Genomic DNA, 18,399 nt, shown 5'->3' with positions numbered 1-18,399 from the left:
GGCTTCCCGCGCTCGACTTGCATGTATTAGGCACGCCGCCAGCGTTCGTCCTGAGCCAGGATCAAACTCTCCAATAAATAGTAGAGTACTGACTCTTCTTGCTTTGTCCATCTGAATTAGATGGGGGATGTTACTTTAATTAAACGCTTGACTTTCATTCAATTTTCAAAGGACAATCTGTGCTGCCGCTCAATTGGCGACTTTCTTATATTAACACCTGCCAAAATGAGTGTCAATATTATTTTTTATTTACATCCAATAAATTTTTAGAATGGAAATAGTTGTTTTTGAACAACGGATAATAATATATCATCGTTTTAGTAATCGCACAATAGAAAAAACGCAATTTCCTCCCGGAAAATTCAATACCGATAATTCAGAATTTCCGGACATAATATTTTCTGGTAAAACAGACCGTCAACCGCAGCAAAAAACTAATCAGCAGCCTGACAAGCAAGCCGGGAGTATAAAGATTTTTTCATCTTGATATCAATAAAGAAGGCCCGGCACATGGCCGGACCTTCTTTATTATGGATGAAGCTATTCATTGGATTGTTTACGCATCTGCGGGAATAACAATACATCTCTGATTGATGGAGAATTTGTTAAAAGCATCACCAGTCTGTCAATTCCAATACCCAGGCCTCCAGTTGGGGGAAGGCCGTATTCCATCGATTCAAGATAATCGGTGTCCATCATGTGCGCTTCATCATCGCCCTGCTCCCGCTCTTTTACCTGCGCTTCAAAACGTTCTCTCTGATCGACTGGATCATTCAACTCCGTAAAGGCATTTGCATGTTCACGCCCGACAATAAATAGTTCAAAGCGGTCTGTGAAGCGTCCGTCTTCTGTGCTCTTTTTCGCCAACGGAGATATTGCAATAGGATGTCCGTATACAAACGTTGGCTGGATAAGCTTGTCTTCAACGAAATGCTCGAAGAATTCATTCACTACATGCCCAAATGTCATAGAATCTTTGACAGGGACATTATGTGTCTTAGCAAGAGTCCGCGCCTCTTCATCGGTCATCTCACTCCAGAAGTCAACTCCGGTCTCTTCTTTGACGGCATCTACCATGTGAACACGCCGCCACGCTGGAGTCAGATCAACATCTTCTTCGGCATACTTAATTTTTGTGGTGCCGAGAACTTCCTGGGAAATATGAGCAATCAGATTTTCTGTAAGATCCATGATATCTTTATAATCAGCATATGCTTCGTAAAGTTCAATCATCGTAAATTCAGGGTTGTGTCTTGTAGAAATACCTTCATTTCTAAACACTCGTCCAATTTCATAGACTTTTTCCATGCCGCCGACAATTAACCTTTTTAAATGAAGTTCAATAGCAATCCTAATGTATAACTCCATATCTAAAGCATTATGATGTGTGATAAATGGCTTGGCAGAAGCTCCACCCGGTATGGTATGAAGCATTGGCGTTTCCACCTCCAGGTAGCCCTGGTCATCAAGGTACCGGCGCATTGATTGGAGGATCCGGCTTCTAACGACAAATGTGTCCCGGACTTCTGGATTTACGATGAGATCGAGATAGCGCTGGCGGTAGCGCTGCTCAACATCCTTTAAGCCATGAAACTTATCTGGAAGCGGACGAAGTGCTTTTGAGAGCATCTCAAACTCAGACACTTTTACGGAAAGCTCCCCCACTTTTGTACGGAATGCGGACCCCTTTACCCCGACAATGTCACCTATATCCACACTTTGAAAAATTTCATATGGCTTCTCGCCAACCTGATCTTTTCGTACATAAATCTGAATTTGGCCGCTTAAATCCTGAATGTGGGCAAAGCCTGCTTTTCCTTTTCCCCGTTTTGTCATTACTCTTCCGGCAAGGACAACGTTGGTTTCTTTTTCTTCAAGATCTTCTTTACTGTCTGCTTCAAATTCTTCATTCATACGTTGGGCACTGTGCGTGCGTTCAAATTTCTGTCCGAACGGATCAATGCCTTCATCAAGAAGCGCCTGCATTTTTTCGCGCCGGACGGAAATCTGGTCATTGTATTCTTGTTCCTCGCTCACGTGTAACCAACTCCTTTTTCGTTGATTTTTATTTTTACAAACGTCAGTGAACATGTAAAGGGACTGACCCTTTTAAACTTTAGGGGCAGCCCCGCATACATATCAGACGGTAACTTTCTCTTCCTCGCGAGCCTCTAGACTCTCCACAAAATCATACAGTGCTTCTGCCACATCGTCGCGGGTGTCGAGGCGGTTAATTAAGTCACGGGCTTTAGAATTACCGCGCATTCCTTTTAGATACCAGCCTGCGTGCTTTCTCATTTCCCTCACGGCAACCGTTTCTCCTTTCAGAGCAATGAGACGGTCCATATGAATCATGCACACATCGATTTTTTCCCGATTGCCTGGCTCCGGTGCAAGCTCACCTGATTCTAGAAAACGGATGGTGCGGTACAGCATCCATGGATTACCGAGGGCGGCCCGGCCGATCATAACGCCGTCAACTCCGGTTTGATCGAGCATTCTTTTCGCATCCTGCGGTGTTTTAACGTCTCCGTTTCCGATGACAGGAATGTTTACCTTTTCCTTTACTTCCTTAATGATATCCCAGTCTGCTGTTCCCTCATACATTTGGAGACGGGTACGCCCGTGCAGAGCTACAGCCTTCCCGCCTGCAGATTCGATTGCCTGGGCGTTTTCGACCGCAAGGATATTGTCTTCGTCCCATCCCATTCTCATTTTTACGGTGACCGGTTTATCTACAGCTTTTACGGCGACAGACACCATTTCATAAATCTTGTCCGGGTTCAGCAGCCATCTGGCGCCTGCATCACATTTCGTAATCTTCGGAACGGGACAGCCCATATTAATATCAATAATATCTGCATTCGTCTGCTGGTCCACCACGCGGGCAGCTGCCGCCATTGTATCCTTGCTGCCGCCGAAGATCTGCAGGCTTAAAGGCTTTTCCCTTTCGTCCACATACAGCATTTGAAGGGACTTTTCATTTTTGTTTAAAATAGCTTTATCGCTGACCATTTCGGCACATACGAGTCCTGCACCGAATTCTTTGGCTATCAGACGGAAAGCCGGATTGCATACTCCAGCCATCGGGGCAAGCACGACTGGGTTTTTCATTTGAATATCACCGATTTTAAGCATCATTTCCACCTCCAGCTTTTATGATTGTAAATCTCTCGTGCTGATTTGCAGAGCACGTGCTGCTTTATCAAGAAAAACCTTATCAGGTACACGGCTGCCGCGCTCGACCTGGCCGAGCACTGTCACAGAGATGCCCATTTTCTCAGCAAGGCTGACTTGTGTGAAGCCTTTTAATTTCCGAAAAGACCGAAGCCTTCTTGAGTAGAGCGGTTCTTCCATATGTGCACACCTTCTTTTTCATTATCTGGCAAGGCGTTAGTAATATCTTCGATGGTTCGTTGAAAGAGCGGATGCATCGTTTGAGGCGCAATCTCGCAAAAAGGAACGAGCACAAACGCTCGTTCGTGCATACGGGGATGAGGGATTGATAATTCGCTCATCTCAATATTTTCATCATTGTAGAGCAAAATGTCAAGGTCTATTGTCCGCGGACCCCATTTTCTTGTGCGGACGCGGTCCAGATTTTCTTCAATTTGCTGTATGAGTTCCAGCAGAGGCAGCGGACTCATGTCTGCCTGCATTTCGACGACCATATTTAAAAATGCTGCTTGATCGGTGACTCCGACCGGCTCTGTTTCATAGATTGACGAAAGCTTCGATAGTCTGAGCAGATCTTTCTCTTCAAGCATTTTTAATGCTTCACGTAAATAATATTCCCGGTCCCCAATGTTGGAACCGAGAGCGATATAGACAGAATGAGTCATTGTCTTCCCCTCACGATTTCAATTGCTACGTGATCGTAATGGCCGGGGATCGGCGGGTCCGGCTTGATGACTTTTACGTTGACACGCTTCAATATGGAAAAGTTTTTAAAAAGATTTGCCGCCACTCCTTCAGCAATCGTTTCCACAAGATCATACTGCTCTTTTTCTACAACATCCTTAACGGCCTCGTAGGCTTCCGCGTAATTAATGCTTTTTTCAATATTGTCCTCTGCCGCAGCTTCTCGTAAATCGGCTTCCATGACAATGTCTACTCTGAAGCGCTGCCCCAGTTTGTTTTCTTCAGAAAAAACACCGTGGTATGCATAAAATTCCATACCCTGCATATGAATCTTATCCAACAGTTTTCACCTTCCCTTTGCCCAGCATGGCATCCATCATTTTCACGGTCCGGCTCATTTCAAGTACATCATGGACGCGGACGATGCTGCAGCCCCGCTCTATTCCAAGACTGACTGTAGCACCAGTTCCTTCCAGCCGGTCGTTCACTGGAAGATCGAGCGTTTTTGCTACAATGGATTTTCTTGAAGTCCCGAGCAGGACGGGATAACCGAGTGAAGTGAATTCTTCCAGACGCCGCATGGCCTCCAGATTTTGTTCATACGTTTTCGCAAAGCCGATACCCGGATCAAGGATAATACGGTTATTCTTCACTCCCGCTGCATGGCAGATGGCAATGCTTTCTTTCATATCATTTATCATGTCAGTCATTAAATCGCCATATTCTGTATTTTCCCGATTGTGCATTAAAATAATCGGGACATCGAAGGCTGCAGCCACATGGGCCATTTCCGGGTCTGCTTTCGCTCCCCACACGTCATTTATAATGGATGCGCCTGCTTCAATGGCCTGTTTGGCCGTTTCGGCTTTATAAGTGTCTATGGAAATTGGCACCTCCACCTGCTTTGCAAGTTCTTTAATGACAGGTACAACGCGGCGCAGTTCTTCTTTCAGGTCAACCTCCACTGCTCCAGGCCTCGTGGATTCTCCCCCGATATCAATAATATCCGCTCCAGCCCGGACCATCTCCTTTGCATGCTTCAGTGCTTCCTCGAGCTGGACGTACCTCCCTCCATCTGAAAAAGAGTCCGGGGTGGCATTTAGTATTCCCATAACATATGTTTTCTTTGAAAAATCAAGAATCCGGCTTCCCCAACTCATGACTTCACTATTCATTGTGATTCTCCCTTTCCTTTTCCTCTATTTCATCCATACTGAACAGCTTTGTTCTGTATTGTCTGTATTTTTTTAGCAATTGTGCTGCAGCTGAGTCATGCATTGTCCCTTCCCATGTTTTATCATCCACCGAAGAAAGCCGGACGATTTCCTGAATCGAATTAGTTACAAAAGCTTCCTCAGCATCAAACAAAGCATCAGGTGAGAATAAACCCTCCCGGACAGTCCAACCTTGAAGCACGGCGAGCCGAATTATCAGAGCTCTCGTGATCCCAGGCAGAATTCCGGTGTCAAGAGAAGGCGTGAAGAGAGTCTTGTTTTTCACCCAGAAAAGGTTGGAAACCACCCCTTCGGCCAGGAAGCCGCCGCTTGTTAAGAACAGGCCCTCTGTGTCAGGATCCGCCCCTATTTCTCTTTTTCCCATAATACTGTTTAAATAGTGATGTGATTTTAATCGGACGTTTGTTTCAGGAGTGTTTCTTTTCACTTGCAGCAGCCTGGCTTTTTTGACTGCTTCTCTGCCTGCAGGCTCTGGGAGCGGCTTCATATAAATTATTACAGTCGGCTGTGTATACTTTTCGACCGTCAGGCCGAGCTCCCCAGGACCGGCTGAAACATTATACCGCACATAGGCATTCGTCCAGCCATTTGCCCGCATCAGCTCCCTCAGCTCTTTTAATACCAGGCCGCGATCGTAGCTCCACATGATGTTCAGCTCTTCGAGGCCTGACTCCAGCCGTCTGAAATGATCATCCAAGAGAAAAGGGTGCCCTTCATAGATACGGAATGTTTCAAACAGTCCAAGCCCGTACATAAATCCATGTTCGAATACAGAAAGGCGAGCATCGCCCGCCTTTTTTATCTCACCGTTTATATTTACATACATCTCTTAAACTCCCTGTGGTGCACGGTAAGCGGCAATAAAATTACGAAGAAGTTTTTTGCCTTCGCCGGTCATGATCGATTCAGGGTGAAATTGGACACCCTCCACAGGAAGGGATTTATGGCGAATTCCCATTATCTCACCTTCATCGGTGTAAGAAGTAATGTCAAAGCAGTCCGGCAGCGTCGGCCTTTCCACTATGAGTGAATGGTAGCGAGTAGCCGTAAAAGGCTGCGGCAGCTCGTTGTACACGGTCTTTCCATCATGGTGGATTTCGGAGGTTTTTCCGTGCATCAAACGCTCTGAGCGGATAACATTTCCTCCAAATACCTGCGCTATTGACTGATGGCCGAGACAGACACCGAATATCGGAATTTTTCCTGCGAAAACGCGGATTGCTTCAAGACTTATACCCGCTTCATTCGGCGTACATGGACCTGGGGAAACCATCAAAAAGTCCGGTGCCATTGCTTCAATTTCCTCTATGGTAATTTCATCGTTTCTGCGTACGACAAGCTCCTCGCCCATTTCACCCAAATATTGAACGAGATTGTACGTAAACGAATCATAATTATCAATCATTAAAATCATTATTAACTCCTCCTCAGCTCTGCTGTTTTTGAAAAATAAACTCTGCTTCACTCGACTCTTTTGCTTTCCAGAGCGCCCTGGCTTTTCGAAGCGACTCTTCATATTCCGCTGCTGGTTTTGAATCAATGACAATCCCTGCCCCTGCCTGGACGTAGGCCGCCCGTTCCTTTGCGATCATCGTACGAATGACAATGTTGAGCTCAAGGTCGCCATCAAAGCCAATCCAGCCGATAGAGCCTGTATACAGCCCTCTTCGCACCGGCTCTAATTCTTCAATAATTTCCATCGTGCGGATTTTAGGGGCCCCGGTAATCGTGCCGCCTGGAAATGCTGCTTTTATCATATCATATCCATCCACCTGATCGGCAAGTATTCCTTTCACATTGGAGACAATGTGCATCACATGGGAATATTTTTCTGTGACCATCAGCTCGTCAACTTCTACTGATCCATACTTACATACCCGGCCGAGATCGTTTCGCTCAAGATCGACAAGCATAATGTGCTCAGCCCGTTCCTTTTCTGTTCCAAACAGTTCCTTTTCAAGGGCCGTATCTTCCGCCTCTGTTTTCCCGCGCGGCCGAGTGCCTGCAATTGGCCTGGTCGAAGCTTCAGCGCCTCGCTTTTTTACGAGAAGCTCCGGAGAACCATTAATAATCTGCTGCCAGGGGGTGTGAATATACCCCATGTATGGAGATGGATTAAGCTCTCTTAATTTCTCATATATATGCAGCGGAGGGGTTCGGAGCGGTTCACTCTCACGGACAGACAGGTTTACTTGAAAAACATCTCCGCTGCGAATGTAGTGCTGAACCTTTTCAACTGCCCGGGAGAAGGCTGCTTGGGAAAACGATGGCTTCATTTTATTTTGATTGGCTATGGAAGTATTCTCTTCGCTGTTCCAGCACCACTCAAACGCTCGAGGCTCGAGCCATTTTTTTTTCCATTCCTCCGCACGCAGGAGGGCCTCTGCTTTTCTGCCTTTTGCGTGATGAATAAGAATCCAAAGCGTTTCTTTCAAATGGTCATATACAAAAACTTCCTGAAACGCAAGAAAACAAAAGTCAGGTGTATCGAGGTCATCCTCTGCGAGATGGGGGAGACGTTCATTACGACGGACGTAATCATAGCTGAAAAAACCAATAAGCCCACTTTGAAAATCAGGAAGGGCCGGCTTGGCGGTGATGGTGTATGGCGAAAGCCAGGTCTTCATTTCTTCAAGGGGCTCTCCTCGTTTTTCAAACTGGCCTGCTGCCGTTTCAATGAACAGCGAATCATCCTTCCCCCGCAATTCTGCAAATGGACAGAAAGCAGCTATGCTGTAGCGCCCTCTCTGTCCGCTTTCTAAAATCGCATGGCGACTCTCTCCCTGGCTTAAGGAGCGATAAGCATAGAAAAAATCGTCTGCGTTATATGTAAAGGAAACCCCTGTAATTTCATAGGATGCGGCACGATCCGGCAAAGGGCAAAAATTCTTTGGCATGTTCTGTCCCTCCTGATGACTGCTTGTACACAATATCCTATCATGCGTTCTTAAATACTACCAGAAAGTAAAAAAGACTACCCTGAGAAGTCAGGGCAGTCCGGGTTTTAATTACTCATCATCTTCAAATTGATACAGCGGCGTGCTGAGGTAACGTTCTCCGTTACTAGGGATAACGGCGATGACTTTTTTGCCTTTACCAAGCTTCTTCGCTTCTTCGAGTGCCGCATATATGGCTGACCCGGAAGAAATACCGCCTAGGATACCTTCTTCTTTTGCAGCACGGCGGGCATATTCGAACGACTGCTCGGTTGTCACAGTAACCACTTCATCATAAATATCAGTATCTAAAATTTCAGGCACAAAACCGGCACCGATCCCTTGAATTTTATGCGGTCCTTTTTGGCCACCGCTCAGTACAGGAGAATCAGCAGGCTCTAATGCAATAATTTTTAAATTTGGATAATGCTCCTTCAAAAGGCCTCCGGCACCAGTTATGGTACCGCCTGTTCCGATCCCGGAAATAAAAGCATCAATTTGTCCGTCCACCTGCTCCAGGAGTTCACGTCCGGTCGTTTCCCGGTGAATAGCAGGATTAGCTTCATTTTCAAATTGCTGGGGCACGAAATAGCCGTTTTCTTTAGCTAATTCATTTGCTTTTGCAATGGCACCGCCCATTCCCGCGGGTCCTGGAGTAAGTACAAGCTCGGCACCAAAAGCACGCAGTAGATTGCGGCGTTCCAGACTCATCGTTTCAGGCATGACGAGAATAGAACGGTATCCTTTAGCGGCCGCTACCATAGCGAGGCCGATTCCTGTGTTCCCGCTTGTCGGCTCTATTAATGTATCGCCGGGCTTTAATTTACCATCACGCTCTGCCGCTTCGATCATTGCTTTGGCGATTCTGTCTTTTACACTGCTGCCAGGATTCATAAATTCAAGCTTTAAATAAACATCAGCATCATTTTCTCCTGTTAAACGATTCAGTTTCACAAGTGGAGTGTTGCCAATAAGCTCAGTAATATTGTTTGCTACTCTCATCAATCGCTTCTCCCTTCGAAATCCCTAGTAATTTTATTGGTTTTGTTGTTAATATACTACCAATGATTCAGAAAAGTGTCAATAAAGTGAGCTGGTTCTTTCTTATTGGACGCTATTCTCTAAACTTCTCGCTTCTTCTAAAATATCCTGCAAATCGTTTTTTGAAAAATGATATTTTTCATTGCAAAAATGACATTGCGTTTCGGCTCCGCCATCTTTTTCAATCATATCGAGTATTTCATCACTTCCCAGGGAAACGAGGGCCGCTGCCACCCGTTCAGCAGAGCAGTGGCAGGAAAATGCAACCGGCTGGGTCGATAACACCTTCACTTCCTCGCCCAGCACCACTGCGAGGATTTCTTCAGGTGTCTTTCCCTTTTCGATCAGCTTTGAAACAGGGGGCATATGTTCAATTTGGTGTTCAAGTCTGTTGATTAACTCATCATCCGCACCCGGAAGGAGCTGCAATATAAAGCCGCCCGCTGCTTTAATTGTGTTGTCCGGGTTTACCAGCACGCCAAGTCCGACAGAGGACGGCACCTGTTCAGAGGAAACAAAATAATAAGTGAAATCCTCCCCAAGCTCCCCTGAAACAATCGGTACACTTCCTGTGAAATGATCCTTCATACCCAGGTCTTTTACTACAGACAGATAACCTTCTGTACCGACCGCTTTTGCTACATCGAGCTTTCCCATTTCATTCAAGTCAAAATGCACCTGCATATTATGAGCGTAGCCTCTTGTGTTGCCAGTAGAATCGCTGTCCACAATAATCGGCCCCATCTCGCCGCCGCCTTCTATTTTTATCGTAAGCTTATCCTCACCCTTCAGCATGGCTCCCATCATTGAACCTGCTGTCATCGCTCTTCCTAGAGCCGCAGCTGCAGTCGGCCAGGCCTGGTGCCTGTGCACAGCTTCATTTACCATCTCAGTCGATTGAATTGCATAAGCTCTTACCTTTGACTCGTAGGCTGTTGCTTTCACAAGATAGTCATTCATTTTACTACTTCCTTTCATCCTTACTTATTTTTTTCGTAAATTATACTCAATCCATGGAGTGTCATGTAAGCATCCACTTTATCGATCGTCTCCGAGGCTTTTGAAATAAACGGTGCGATTCCGCCTGTCGCAATTACAAAGGCATTCTCGCCAACCTGCTTTTTTATACGGCGGATGATCCCGTCCACCATAGCGGCGTGGCCGTAGTATATCCCTGAATGCATCGCATCAATCGTATTTCTTCCAATCAATCCTGCCGGTTTCTTTAGTTCCACCCGCGGCAGCTTTGCCGCCTGCTCATATAACGCTTCGGCTGAAATATTTAATCCAGGGGAGATAATCCCCCCAATATATTGATTGTTGCCATCAACATAACAAAATGTGGTCGCTGTGCCAAAATCAACAATAATGAACGGCCCATTCTGCTCCTGAAGAGCCGCAACCGCATTGACGATTCGATCCGCTCCGACTTCGCGCGGGTTTTCATAGCGGATATTCAGGCCCGTTTTTATTCCGGGTCCGATAATTAACGGATCACAGCCCAGGTATTTTTTGCATGCCTGTTTTACAGGAAACACCAGCGGCGGTACAACAGAGGATATGATTACACCCTCCACGGAATCTTTTGAGACTTGCGCACTTTGCAAAAGCGACAGCAGCTGGAGCCCGAAGTCATCCTCCGTTTTGCCGCGGTCTGCGGCCGTACGCCAGGAGCTGACCAGCTTCTTCTCTTTATATAATCCTGAGGAAATATTTGTATTACCAATATTCATGACAAATATCATACGATGAAGCCTCCTTTTTGGCAACTGATCGGCTTTTAAAAGAGTATAAGCGCCGCTCTGGCAGAAAAAGCCCAGTGGACGGAAAAAGAAATTCTGAACGGCAGCTGGAAGGTAAATATGCCACTCATCTCTGTATCAGCATATTCACTGATAAAGAAAAGGGATGCCGGTGTGAAGGCATCCCAAGTTCTTATTATGGTTCGTTATTTTCTATCGCTGTCATCAGAAGAGCTGTTATTATCTGTATCTGTCCGGTCGTTTGCAGTATCACTGGTGTCCGTTTCTGAAGAACGATCTTCCGGATTCTTTTCTTCCTCCGGAGCGGCAGGCTGGTCAGAATCAGATTTAGATTGAATGTTCACTTTCACATCATCATCCTTGCGGACCGTCTGCACTTCGTCATCACTTTTTGTAGTGTGATGGTCGTCCGGTAGTTTTCCATCCTCTACGAGTGACTGAATCTGCTCAGCATCCAAGGTTTCGAGTTCAAGGAGGTTTTGCGCGACCAGCTCGAGTCTATCCTTGTACTGTGTCAGAATCTGCTTACAGCGTGCATACGAATCTTTAACAATCCGTTGAACTTCCTGGTCGATTTCGTAGGCAATCGCATCACTGTAATTCTGTTCATTTTGAATATCACGTCCAAGAAATACCTGTCCGCCGGAATTCGAGCCGAACTGAAGCGGCCCCAGCTTTTCGCTCATTCCATATTCAGTCACCATTTTACGGGCAATAGCAGTGGCACGCTGGAAGTCATTATGGGCCCCGGTGCTCACCTCATTAAACATTACTTCCTCTGCCACACGGCCGCCAAGCAGTCCGACAATCTTGTCGAGAAGCTCAGGCTTTGTCATGAAGTAACGATCTTCTCTCGGCAGCATCACGGCATAACCGCCTGCCTGTCCACGGGGGACAATGGTTACCTTGTGCACCATATCCGCATTTTTAAGCTTAACCCCAACGACAGTGTGTCCAGCTTCATGGTGAGCCACAATACCTTTTTCTTTTTCAGATATAACACGGCTTTTCTTGGCAGGCCCGGCAATGACACGGTCAATGGCTTCCTCCACATGAACCATTCTGACCTTATCCATATCAGAGCGCGCTGCTACTAGAGCCGCTTCGTTCAACAGATTCTCAAGATCCGCCCCGGAAAATCCAGGGGTCCTCTGGGCAATCGCCTTCAGATTAACGTCATCGGCCAATGGCTTGTTGCGGGAATGTACGCCAAGAATTTCTTCACGGCCTTTCACATCCGGGCGGCCAACCATGATCTGGCGGTCAAAACGGCCAGGACGGAGCAGCGCAGGGTCGAGAACATCGGAACGGTTTGTTGCAGCGATAATGATAATTCCTTCGTTTTCGCTGAAGCCGTCCATTTCAACGAGAAGCTGGTTCAGGGTCTGCTCCCTTTCATCATGTCCTCCGCCTAAGCCGGCTCCACGCTGGCGGCCGACCGCATCAATTTCATCGATAAAAATGATACATGGAGCATTTTTCTTTGCGTTTTCAAATAAATCACGCACACGGGAGGCCCCGACCCCGACGAACATTTCAACAAAGTCCGACCCGCTGATCGAGAAGAAAGGCACGCCTGCTTCTCCGGCCACAGCACGGGCAATTAAAGTTTTCCCTGTACCCGGCGGTCCTACGAGCAGCACCCCTTTAGGAATACGGGCTCCGATAGCCGCAAATTTACGGGGATCCTTCAGGAAATCGACAACTTCCATCAGCTCCTGCTTCTCTTCATCGGCCCCTGCAACATCTTTAAAGCGGGCTTTCTTTTTATCTTCCTGAACAAGCTTGGCTTTACTTTTACCAAAGTTCATAACGCGGCTTCCGCCGCCCTGCGCCTGGCTTAACAGGAAGAAGAACAATATAAAGATAATCACAAACGGAATGATGGATGTAAAGAAGGTGACCCATGCACTGGGCTCTTCGGCCGGCTCCGTCTGAAATTCAAGCGGCCCGTCCGGTCCTTCAGCCGTCATTAGTGTTTGTGTTGTGTTTTCTGAAATTGGTAAATATACCTCATAGGTTTCTTCCTCAGATGCGCCAGCTTCCTGGCCTGTAATAAGGTACACTTCCCCTTCAGGCTGCACTGTAACAGATGCTATTTCATTATTTTCCAATTTTGTTAAAAATTCATCTGATGACATCGGTTCCGTTTCATTCTGATCACTGCTCAGAAAACTGATAATACCGATGATCACAAGAAATAATAGTAAATAAAAAACGGTATTTCGAAAAATCCGGTTCATTCGCGACCTCCTCCTGCGAGCATTGACAGCTTAGATAATAGTACCATATTTGTTTTCCTTCTCACAATCATGAACCCTTATAAATTTCTGGCTTTAAGATACCGATATAAGGGAGATTTCGGTACTTTTCTGCGTAGTCCAGTCCGTAGCCGACTACAAATTCGTCCGGGACGGTAAATCCGACCATATCCGGCACAATCTCAACTTTTCTTCCCTCTGGTTTATCAAGCAGCGTTACGATCTTTAATGATTTAGCTCCACGGTGTTTGATCAGGCTGACCAGATAACTGAGAGTTAATCCGCTGTCGATAATGTCTTCAAGGATAATTACATCGCGGCCTTCCACGGTCGTATCGAGGTCCTTGATGATTTTTACCTCACCAGAAGTTACAGTTCCTCTTCCGTAGCTGGACACATCCATAAAATCAATCTCAATATGCGTCTCAATCCGCTTTGTAATATCAGCCATAAACGGCAGGGCTCCTTTGAGCACCCCGATGATCAATGGAAACCGGCCATCGTACTCTTCCGTAAGTGCTTTGCCTAACTGACTGACCTTTTCCTGCAGTTTCTCTTCACTAATAAGTATTCTCTCTATCTCGTTGTGCATAAAGCTTCTTTTACCCTCCCAGGTGCAATATAAAAATCGCCCTATTTCATTATATTCTTTACAGCAGTGATCATGGCTAAACTTTTTGTCGGCGAATCAGGATTGCGGACATGAAAGGTCGACTTTTTAACAAATGGAACCCACAGAATCTGTCCCCCGTTGTCTATGAGGATAGGAGCTGTTTCTCTTTGAGTCCGGTCTATCTTCTCATCGATAAATACCCGGCTGAGCTTCTTTTCTCCACGCATGCCGAGAGGATGCATCCGATCTCCCGGTCTTTTTGTTCTTAGCATGAGCGGCCCGGTGATATCTTCCGGTGAATATATGAACGTATCCATATTCGCACTTTTATTGAATGGCGCGTACCAGCCGTTCTCAAAAAAATAGTTATCAAAAACTGCTGTTCCAGGCAGCTCCAGTTTAACAGCAGAGGCTTCCGCTGCCGGCTGGTTACCTGGTAATGCTTCGGCAAAAGTACCTTTATTATATGAACGGATAAACTGAAGGGCACCCGGGAGATCAAGCCGCGCAGAAGGGTTGTCTTCGTTTAATAGAGATATAATTTTATCGATATGTAAAACAGACGTATTGTTCTGTTTTGCACAAAGATACCCTAATAGTAGATGAATCACCCTTCTTTGTAAAGGGAGGGCAAGCTCCATTAATGCGCTCACGGAAAACGTCACGGAATGTTCATCTTCTTCCGTAATGAGCATGCCGAGCTGATGCCTGGCCTGCTCTTCTATGTATACCCTATCGGCCTTTGTCCATTCATAGTATTGCTGAAAAGCTTCATGAGCATTCGGATTTTCTTTTGTAATGAATGGAAGGGCGTTCTGCCTGAAGCGATTCCGTGTATATTTTTGTGATTGATTGCTTTCATCCGTTTCAAATGGGACGCGGTGTTCTCTGCAATAATCATAAATCTCTTTTTTCTGCATAGAAAGCAGTGGCCGGATCAATCTTCCCGCTCCAAAACACCGCTGTTCAGCGATGCCCGGATCACCTAAAAGCGCGCGGCCGCCTGCCTGCTTCATTAACATAGTCTCTATTTGATCATCGGCATGATGGCCTGTGGCAAGCACGGTATATCCTTGTTCCCTCATTACCCGTTCGAAGAATTCATAGCGAAGCCGCCGTGCTTGATCCTGCAGAGAACCGCCTTCTTTTTCCATTACTCCGAGAAGTGGAAGGACCGTTTCAAAGTAGGGAATTTCATGCTGCTCACACCAGCCGCGGACAAGATCCGCTTCCTGAGCAGCTTTTTTCCGCAGTCCATGGTTCGCATGTGCTGCTGCAAGCGGAATGTTGTCTGCTTTTAGCGTTTCATGTAGGATATTCAGCAGAGCCATGGAATCTGGTCCGCCTGAAACCGCCGCCAATACAGCATCCCCAGAATTTATCAGGTGTCTATTCCGAAGCCTTCGTTCAATCTGTTTCATAACGCTGCCCTACTCCCTTACCAAATGAAAATATCGACAGGGCAAATACTAGCCCTGCAGCAATCGAGCCTGCCTGCAGCAAGGTTTCGACTCCAAGCTCCAGACCCTGCAAATAATCTTCTTCCACAAAAGCAAGCATCGTCGAATAAGCCCGGCCGCCGGGAACGAGCGGAATGATGCCGGGAATCGTAAACATCGTGACAGGCACACGGATCCACTTCGCAAGCCAGTGCGAAGTAAAAGCAGCTGCAAATGCTGCTGTTGCTGCCGCAAACACGTCTGTAAAGTCGTAGATCGGAAGAGTGCTGTAAATAAACCAGGCAAGAACGCCAATCAGGCCGCCCCACCAGAGCAGGCGCAGTGGAATATTAAAAATAATGCCGAAAGTAGCTGTCGCAACAAAGCATAGAAACAATTCAAGGATTATCAATCATAACACCCCTAATATAGAAACACACGCACTTAACAATGCAGAATAATTAAGACAACCTAATAACAGCCTGGACGCTTTCTATAAGTAACAGCTTGAGAGGGAAAGCAGCGTACATGGTAGAGTTATCCGGACACTGGTTCCGCTACCAGCCGTATGAAGATCAGTTTCTCTTCTTATTCAGCAAATAGCATACCCTATGTCCGCCAACTCAAAAAGAGCAATATTGATAGAATAACGGATCTCTTGTCCACACACAGCGCTATGGAAAAGCCGTTGCACCCCACTCATTGGAAGCCGCAGACACCCATATAGAATTTTTGCGACGCACAACTTATCTATTTTTTTATCTTTATACGATAAAAAGTGACAAAGAAACAGCCACACCTGCAGCAATTGATAAGGAGGTAACACCTGCTTCGGCCCCCCTGGCAACACCTGCGACCAGGTCTCCAGACATTAAGTCACGGACTGAGTTTGTTAAAGGCACACCAGGAACAAGCGGAATAATAGTTCCTATCATTACTTGGTCTATATTTGTCCCAATTCCTGTTTGCACCATCACGAGTGCTATCAGGCCGCCGCTTAAAGCAGCCAAAAACTCTGAAAAAAACTTAACCTTCAGGTAACGCTGATAGAGAACCAGGGTGACTGTTGTAATCAATCCGCCGATAAAGGCAGGGAGCATATCAAACACACTTCCCCCGATTAAATAGGAAAAAGCACCGCCACCCATCCCGGAAGCTAAATATATAAGCCAGAGCGGGTAATTCATCGGTGATTTTTCTATTTCCCGAAGCTTGTCTCTCACGCTTTCTATATGAAGTTCTCCGTTTACAAATTCACGGGAAACTTGATTGACCTCCGTAACTTTGCTGAGATCCTGATACCTCTCAATTACACGAATCATCTGCATGATATCGTGTCCTTCTTCTGTCTTGTAGGACAAAAAAATACCTGTGGTCGTCACAAAACTATTAACCTTGCGCATCCCGGCTGCCTGAGCCATTCTTTTCATTGTATCCTCTACACGGTATGTCTCTGCTCCATAACGAAGCATCAGCTTCCCGCCCAGCAGACACACTTCCATAACTTCTTCTGCTCTGCCCATCGGCCACACACCTTTTCTTTCGTTACAGCCATTGTCCCATAAAGTATAGAACAGATGAGAGCAAGAGAAAAGAGGCAGTTAAAATAATTTCTAATTTATAGGAGGCTTCCTTTATTTTTTTATTTTTCGTTGGCCTCACCCTCTGGCGGACATGTGTGTTTGATCGCACCGACACAGGCTCCTTCGACTGTCGCGGCTGCTTTTGCTGCTTTCTTTCAATTGCATCCATCACATCTCTGCGCATCAATTGGGCATTCGAATAATGACCTTTTAATGCCGAAACAAGTATTTTTCTAAATGGAGCAAGTGCGGGAGCGCTGTCGATTTTACGTACTAGAAATTCGAAACTGGAAGCAGCCGGACGATCGAACCTCTTCGGATACGCCGTTTGAATAAAAATCATGGCAGCAGCAAATAAGTCATAGGAAGGCTCTGCTTTTCTGTCCCCCAGCCCCCAGTAGCCGCGATCATAAAATTCGGTATATTCTTTAATGCCCCTGCCCAGTTTTGTCGTCCCTCCCACGTCAAACCAGCGTACGCGCGGCGGCGGCCCGGTAACCATCAAATTTTCCGGCTTTAAATCACCAAAAATCCACCCTTCCCGGTGAAGCCGATCCAGGTCGCCAAGCAGCTGAACAAGCAGGACGGGTGCCCATTCCTTGCCTTTTCTGCTGAGAAAATCCAATATAAATTCACCTTTTAAATATTCCATACAAAAAAATGGATACACTTCCCCGTTCACTTCTATATCATCAACATCCAGCAGAGAAGGCCCGAGGACGTTCCCGCGGACCTGGCTGAAATGCTTTAATACATTCACTTCGGATGTCAGGGAGGCTTTATTGCCCCCAATTTTCACGGCAGCTTGTCCGTGTTGAGTTTCTGCAAGGTAAACAGAGCCGGTGGCTCCATTGCCCAGCTTCTTAATTACCCGGTATGGATTTTTATTCCATTTCCCAAGCCATTTCATTCCCGGCATAAAATTAGGTGCCTGATTCTTCAATGAAGACGCCATCCTCTCCATCACCTAGCAAGCGTTTTTTTCTGCCATCCTTTTCGAAGGAAGAAAGTGCAGCCTTCAATGCAGGGCCAGTTGGTGTTACTCCCCCCATTTTTATTCGTGAGAAGGCATCCTGAAGGGAAGAAAGGCGCGGAGTCCATGAAATAACTTTTTCCGCATCATTTCTTTTCCCGGGAAATAAATACAAAGAAAAACGGTTATTGCCTGAACGGGAAGTTAAACTGATAGATAAATCATCCAGCGCTTCCTTAACCATTGGAAGTTTAGATTTCATACTCGCACTCGTGTCAACAAGGATTAAGATTTCCAGATCGACTGTTTCACCGAGTTCATCTACGACCTCCATAACTTCCCCGCGTTTGTCCGGAGGCAGGTCCTCCATTTCACGATTTTGACCGAGGATTTGCTGGAGTTCTTTATGAACTACGCCGTGAAGGGTCTGGGTCATCGCTTGTCTTGTGACCATCTGAACCGTGCGGGCTAATTGATTTGCATATACGACCTGGCTGACGCCGCCGCCTGCCATCGCAATTTCCTCTACTTCTCTCATTCCATGGTTCTGGGCTGCTCCCTCCTCTAAAATTCCAATAACGTTGACCGTTATTCCTTTTTCCCGTGCGTAGGACGCCACCGAGGACGGATCTTCACCCTGATTCGAGCATCCATCGGTCAACAGTAAGATTTGTTTCACTTTTCCCGTACTCAT

General features: G+C 46.3%; 19 protein-coding genes and 1 rRNA gene. All 20 read right to left on the bottom strand.

Annotation, left to right across the window (positions count from 1 at the left end; all coding sequences use genetic code 11):
* Positions 1–77 (bottom strand): 16S ribosomal RNA (locus ACE4RR_RS18120); the annotation flags it as partial.
* 463 nt (positions 78–540) lie between these two features.
* The gene (gene lysS / locus ACE4RR_RS18115) at positions 541–2,037 is read right to left on the bottom strand and encodes a lysine--tRNA ligase (protein WP_375536855.1); all 1,497 of its coding nucleotides are present in this window, start codon (positions 2,035–2,037) and stop codon (positions 541–543) included.
* Positions 2,038–2,139: 102 nt separating this feature from the next.
* The gene (gene dusB, locus ACE4RR_RS18110) at positions 2,140–3,138 is read right to left on the bottom strand and encodes a tRNA dihydrouridine synthase DusB (RefSeq protein ID WP_375536859.1); all 999 of its coding nucleotides are present in this window, start codon (positions 3,136–3,138) and stop codon (positions 2,140–2,142) included.
* A gap of 18 nt (positions 3,139–3,156) precedes the next feature.
* A complete protein-coding gene (locus ACE4RR_RS18105) occupies positions 3,157–3,357 on the bottom strand; it encodes a helix-turn-helix domain-containing protein (protein ID WP_375536854.1) in 201 nt (66 codons plus the stop codon).
* On the bottom strand, positions 3,309–3,842 hold the full coding sequence (gene folK, locus ACE4RR_RS18100) for a 2-amino-4-hydroxy-6-hydroxymethyldihydropteridine diphosphokinase (protein WP_375536853.1): 534 nt from the start codon (positions 3,840–3,842) through the stop codon (positions 3,309–3,311). Before folK ends, ACE4RR_RS18105 begins: the two co-directional genes overlap by 49 nt.
* Complete coding sequence (gene folB, locus ACE4RR_RS18095) at positions 3,839–4,201, bottom strand: dihydroneopterin aldolase (protein ID WP_375536852.1); 363 nt, start codon at positions 4,199–4,201, stop codon at positions 3,839–3,841. The genes folK and folB overlap by 4 nt, the downstream gene beginning before the upstream one ends.
* Complete coding sequence (folP, locus tag ACE4RR_RS18090) at positions 4,194–5,036, bottom strand: dihydropteroate synthase (RefSeq protein WP_375536851.1); 843 nt, start codon at positions 5,034–5,036, stop codon at positions 4,194–4,196. The genes folB and folP overlap by 8 nt, the downstream gene beginning before the upstream one ends.
* The gene (pabC, locus tag ACE4RR_RS18085) at positions 5,029–5,922 is read right to left on the bottom strand and encodes an aminodeoxychorismate lyase (RefSeq protein ID WP_375536850.1); all 894 of its coding nucleotides are present in this window, start codon (positions 5,920–5,922) and stop codon (positions 5,029–5,031) included. The genes folP and pabC overlap by 8 nt, the downstream gene beginning before the upstream one ends.
* A 3-nt stretch (positions 5,923–5,925) precedes the next feature.
* Positions 5,926–6,510 carry an aminodeoxychorismate/anthranilate synthase component II gene (gene pabA, locus ACE4RR_RS18080; protein ID WP_375536849.1) on the bottom strand — a complete coding sequence of 195 codons (585 nt, stop codon included), beginning with the start codon at positions 6,508–6,510 and terminating at the stop codon, positions 5,926–5,928.
* Between the two features lie 13 nt (positions 6,511–6,523).
* Positions 6,524–7,993, bottom strand: coding sequence for an anthranilate synthase component I family protein (locus ACE4RR_RS18075; RefSeq protein ID WP_375536848.1), 1,470 nt, complete (start codon positions 7,991–7,993; stop codon positions 6,524–6,526).
* A gap of 111 nt (positions 7,994–8,104) precedes the next feature.
* Positions 8,105–9,034 (bottom strand): cysteine synthase A, encoded by a 930-nt coding sequence (gene cysK, locus ACE4RR_RS18070; protein ID WP_375536847.1) that lies wholly within the window; start codon positions 9,032–9,034, stop codon positions 8,105–8,107.
* A 102-nt stretch (positions 9,035–9,136) separates the two neighbouring features.
* Entirely contained in the window at positions 9,137–10,033 is an 897-nt protein-coding gene (gene hslO, locus ACE4RR_RS18065; RefSeq protein WP_375536846.1) for an Hsp33 family molecular chaperone HslO, read from the bottom strand.
* 20 nt (positions 10,034–10,053) lie between these two features.
* Positions 10,054–10,818: a type III pantothenate kinase gene (locus ACE4RR_RS18060; protein ID WP_375536845.1), complete on the bottom strand. Its 765-nt coding sequence runs from the start codon at positions 10,816–10,818 to the stop codon at positions 10,054–10,056.
* Positions 10,819–11,021: 203 nt separating this feature from the next.
* Positions 11,022–13,079 (bottom strand): ATP-dependent zinc metalloprotease FtsH, encoded by a 2,058-nt coding sequence (gene ftsH / locus ACE4RR_RS18055; protein WP_375536844.1) that lies wholly within the window; start codon positions 13,077–13,079, stop codon positions 11,022–11,024.
* 67 nt (positions 13,080–13,146) lie between these two features.
* Positions 13,147–13,689, bottom strand: a complete 543-nt coding sequence (gene hpt / locus ACE4RR_RS18050) for a hypoxanthine phosphoribosyltransferase (RefSeq protein WP_375536843.1) — start codon at positions 13,687–13,689, stop codon at positions 13,147–13,149.
* A 41-nt stretch (positions 13,690–13,730) separates the two neighbouring features.
* The gene (gene tilS / locus ACE4RR_RS18045; protein ID WP_375536842.1) at positions 13,731–15,131 is read right to left on the bottom strand and encodes a tRNA lysidine(34) synthetase TilS; all 1,401 of its coding nucleotides are present in this window, start codon (positions 15,129–15,131) and stop codon (positions 13,731–13,733) included.
* A complete protein-coding gene (locus ACE4RR_RS18040; protein ID WP_375536841.1) occupies positions 15,118–15,561 on the bottom strand; it encodes a threonine/serine exporter family protein in 444 nt (147 codons plus the stop codon). The genes tilS and ACE4RR_RS18040 overlap by 14 nt, the downstream gene beginning before the upstream one ends.
* A gap of 352 nt (positions 15,562–15,913) precedes the next feature.
* Positions 15,914–16,672, bottom strand: coding sequence for a threonine/serine exporter family protein (locus tag ACE4RR_RS18035; RefSeq protein WP_375536840.1), 759 nt, complete (start codon positions 16,670–16,672; stop codon positions 15,914–15,916).
* 22 nt (positions 16,673–16,694) lie between these two features.
* Positions 16,695–17,675 carry a protein kinase domain-containing protein gene (locus ACE4RR_RS18030; protein WP_375536839.1) on the bottom strand — a complete coding sequence of 327 codons (981 nt, stop codon included), beginning with the start codon at positions 17,673–17,675 and terminating at the stop codon, positions 16,695–16,697.
* Positions 17,656–18,399: a vWA domain-containing protein gene (locus tag ACE4RR_RS18025; protein WP_375536838.1), complete on the bottom strand. Its 744-nt coding sequence runs from the start codon at positions 18,397–18,399 to the stop codon at positions 17,656–17,658. The genes ACE4RR_RS18030 and ACE4RR_RS18025 overlap by 20 nt, the downstream gene beginning before the upstream one ends.

Source organism: Alteribacillus sp. HJP-4, from assembly GCF_042139015.1.
GTDB lineage: Bacteria > Bacillota > Bacilli > Bacillales > Marinococcaceae > JBHIKY01.
This window is presented reverse-complemented; position numbering and strand designations above follow the sequence as displayed.

Bases quoted from the DNA above. Each gene is read 5' to 3' on its own strand.
- hslO (WP_375536846.1), bottom strand. From the start codon at position 10,033: ATGAATGACTATCTTGTGAAAGCAACAGCCTACGAGTCAAAGGTAAGA.
- cysK (WP_375536847.1), bottom strand. From the start codon at position 9,034: ATGAGAGTAGCAAACAATATTACTGAGCTTATTGGCAACACTCCACTT.
- ACE4RR_RS18105 (WP_375536854.1), bottom strand. From the start codon at position 3,357: ATGGAAGAACCGCTCTACTCAAGAAGGCTTCGGTCTTTTCGGAAATTA.
- dusB (WP_375536859.1), bottom strand. From the start codon at position 3,138: ATGCTTAAAATCGGTGATATTCAAATGAAAAACCCAGTCGTGCTTGCC.
- folP (WP_375536851.1), bottom strand. From the start codon at position 5,036: ATGAATAGTGAAGTCATGAGTTGGGGAAGCCGGATTCTTGATTTTTCA.
- ACE4RR_RS18035 (WP_375536840.1), bottom strand. From the start codon at position 16,672: ATGGGCAGAGCAGAAGAAGTTATGGAAGTGTGTCTGCTGGGCGGGAAG.
- hpt (WP_375536843.1), bottom strand. From the start codon at position 13,689: ATGCACAACGAGATAGAGAGAATACTTATTAGTGAAGAGAAACTGCAG.
- folK (WP_375536853.1), bottom strand. From the start codon at position 3,842: ATGACTCATTCTGTCTATATCGCTCTCGGTTCCAACATTGGGGACCGG.
- ACE4RR_RS18060 (WP_375536845.1), bottom strand. From the start codon at position 10,818: ATGATATTTGTCATGAATATTGGTAATACAAATATTTCCTCAGGATTA.
- pabA (WP_375536849.1), bottom strand. From the start codon at position 6,510: ATGATTTTAATGATTGATAATTATGATTCGTTTACGTACAATCTCGTT.
- pabC (WP_375536850.1), bottom strand. From the start codon at position 5,922: ATGTATGTAAATATAAACGGTGAGATAAAAAAGGCGGGCGATGCTCGC.
- ACE4RR_RS18075 (WP_375536848.1), bottom strand. From the start codon at position 7,993: ATGCCAAAGAATTTTTGCCCTTTGCCGGATCGTGCCGCATCCTATGAA.
- ftsH (WP_375536844.1), bottom strand. From the start codon at position 13,079: ATGAACCGGATTTTTCGAAATACCGTTTTTTATTTACTATTATTTCTT.
- tilS (WP_375536842.1), bottom strand. From the start codon at position 15,131: ATGAAACAGATTGAACGAAGGCTTCGGAATAGACACCTGATAAATTCT.
- ACE4RR_RS18025 (WP_375536838.1), bottom strand. From the start codon at position 18,399: ATGAGTACGGGAAAAGTGAAACAAATCTTACTGTTGACCGATGGATGC.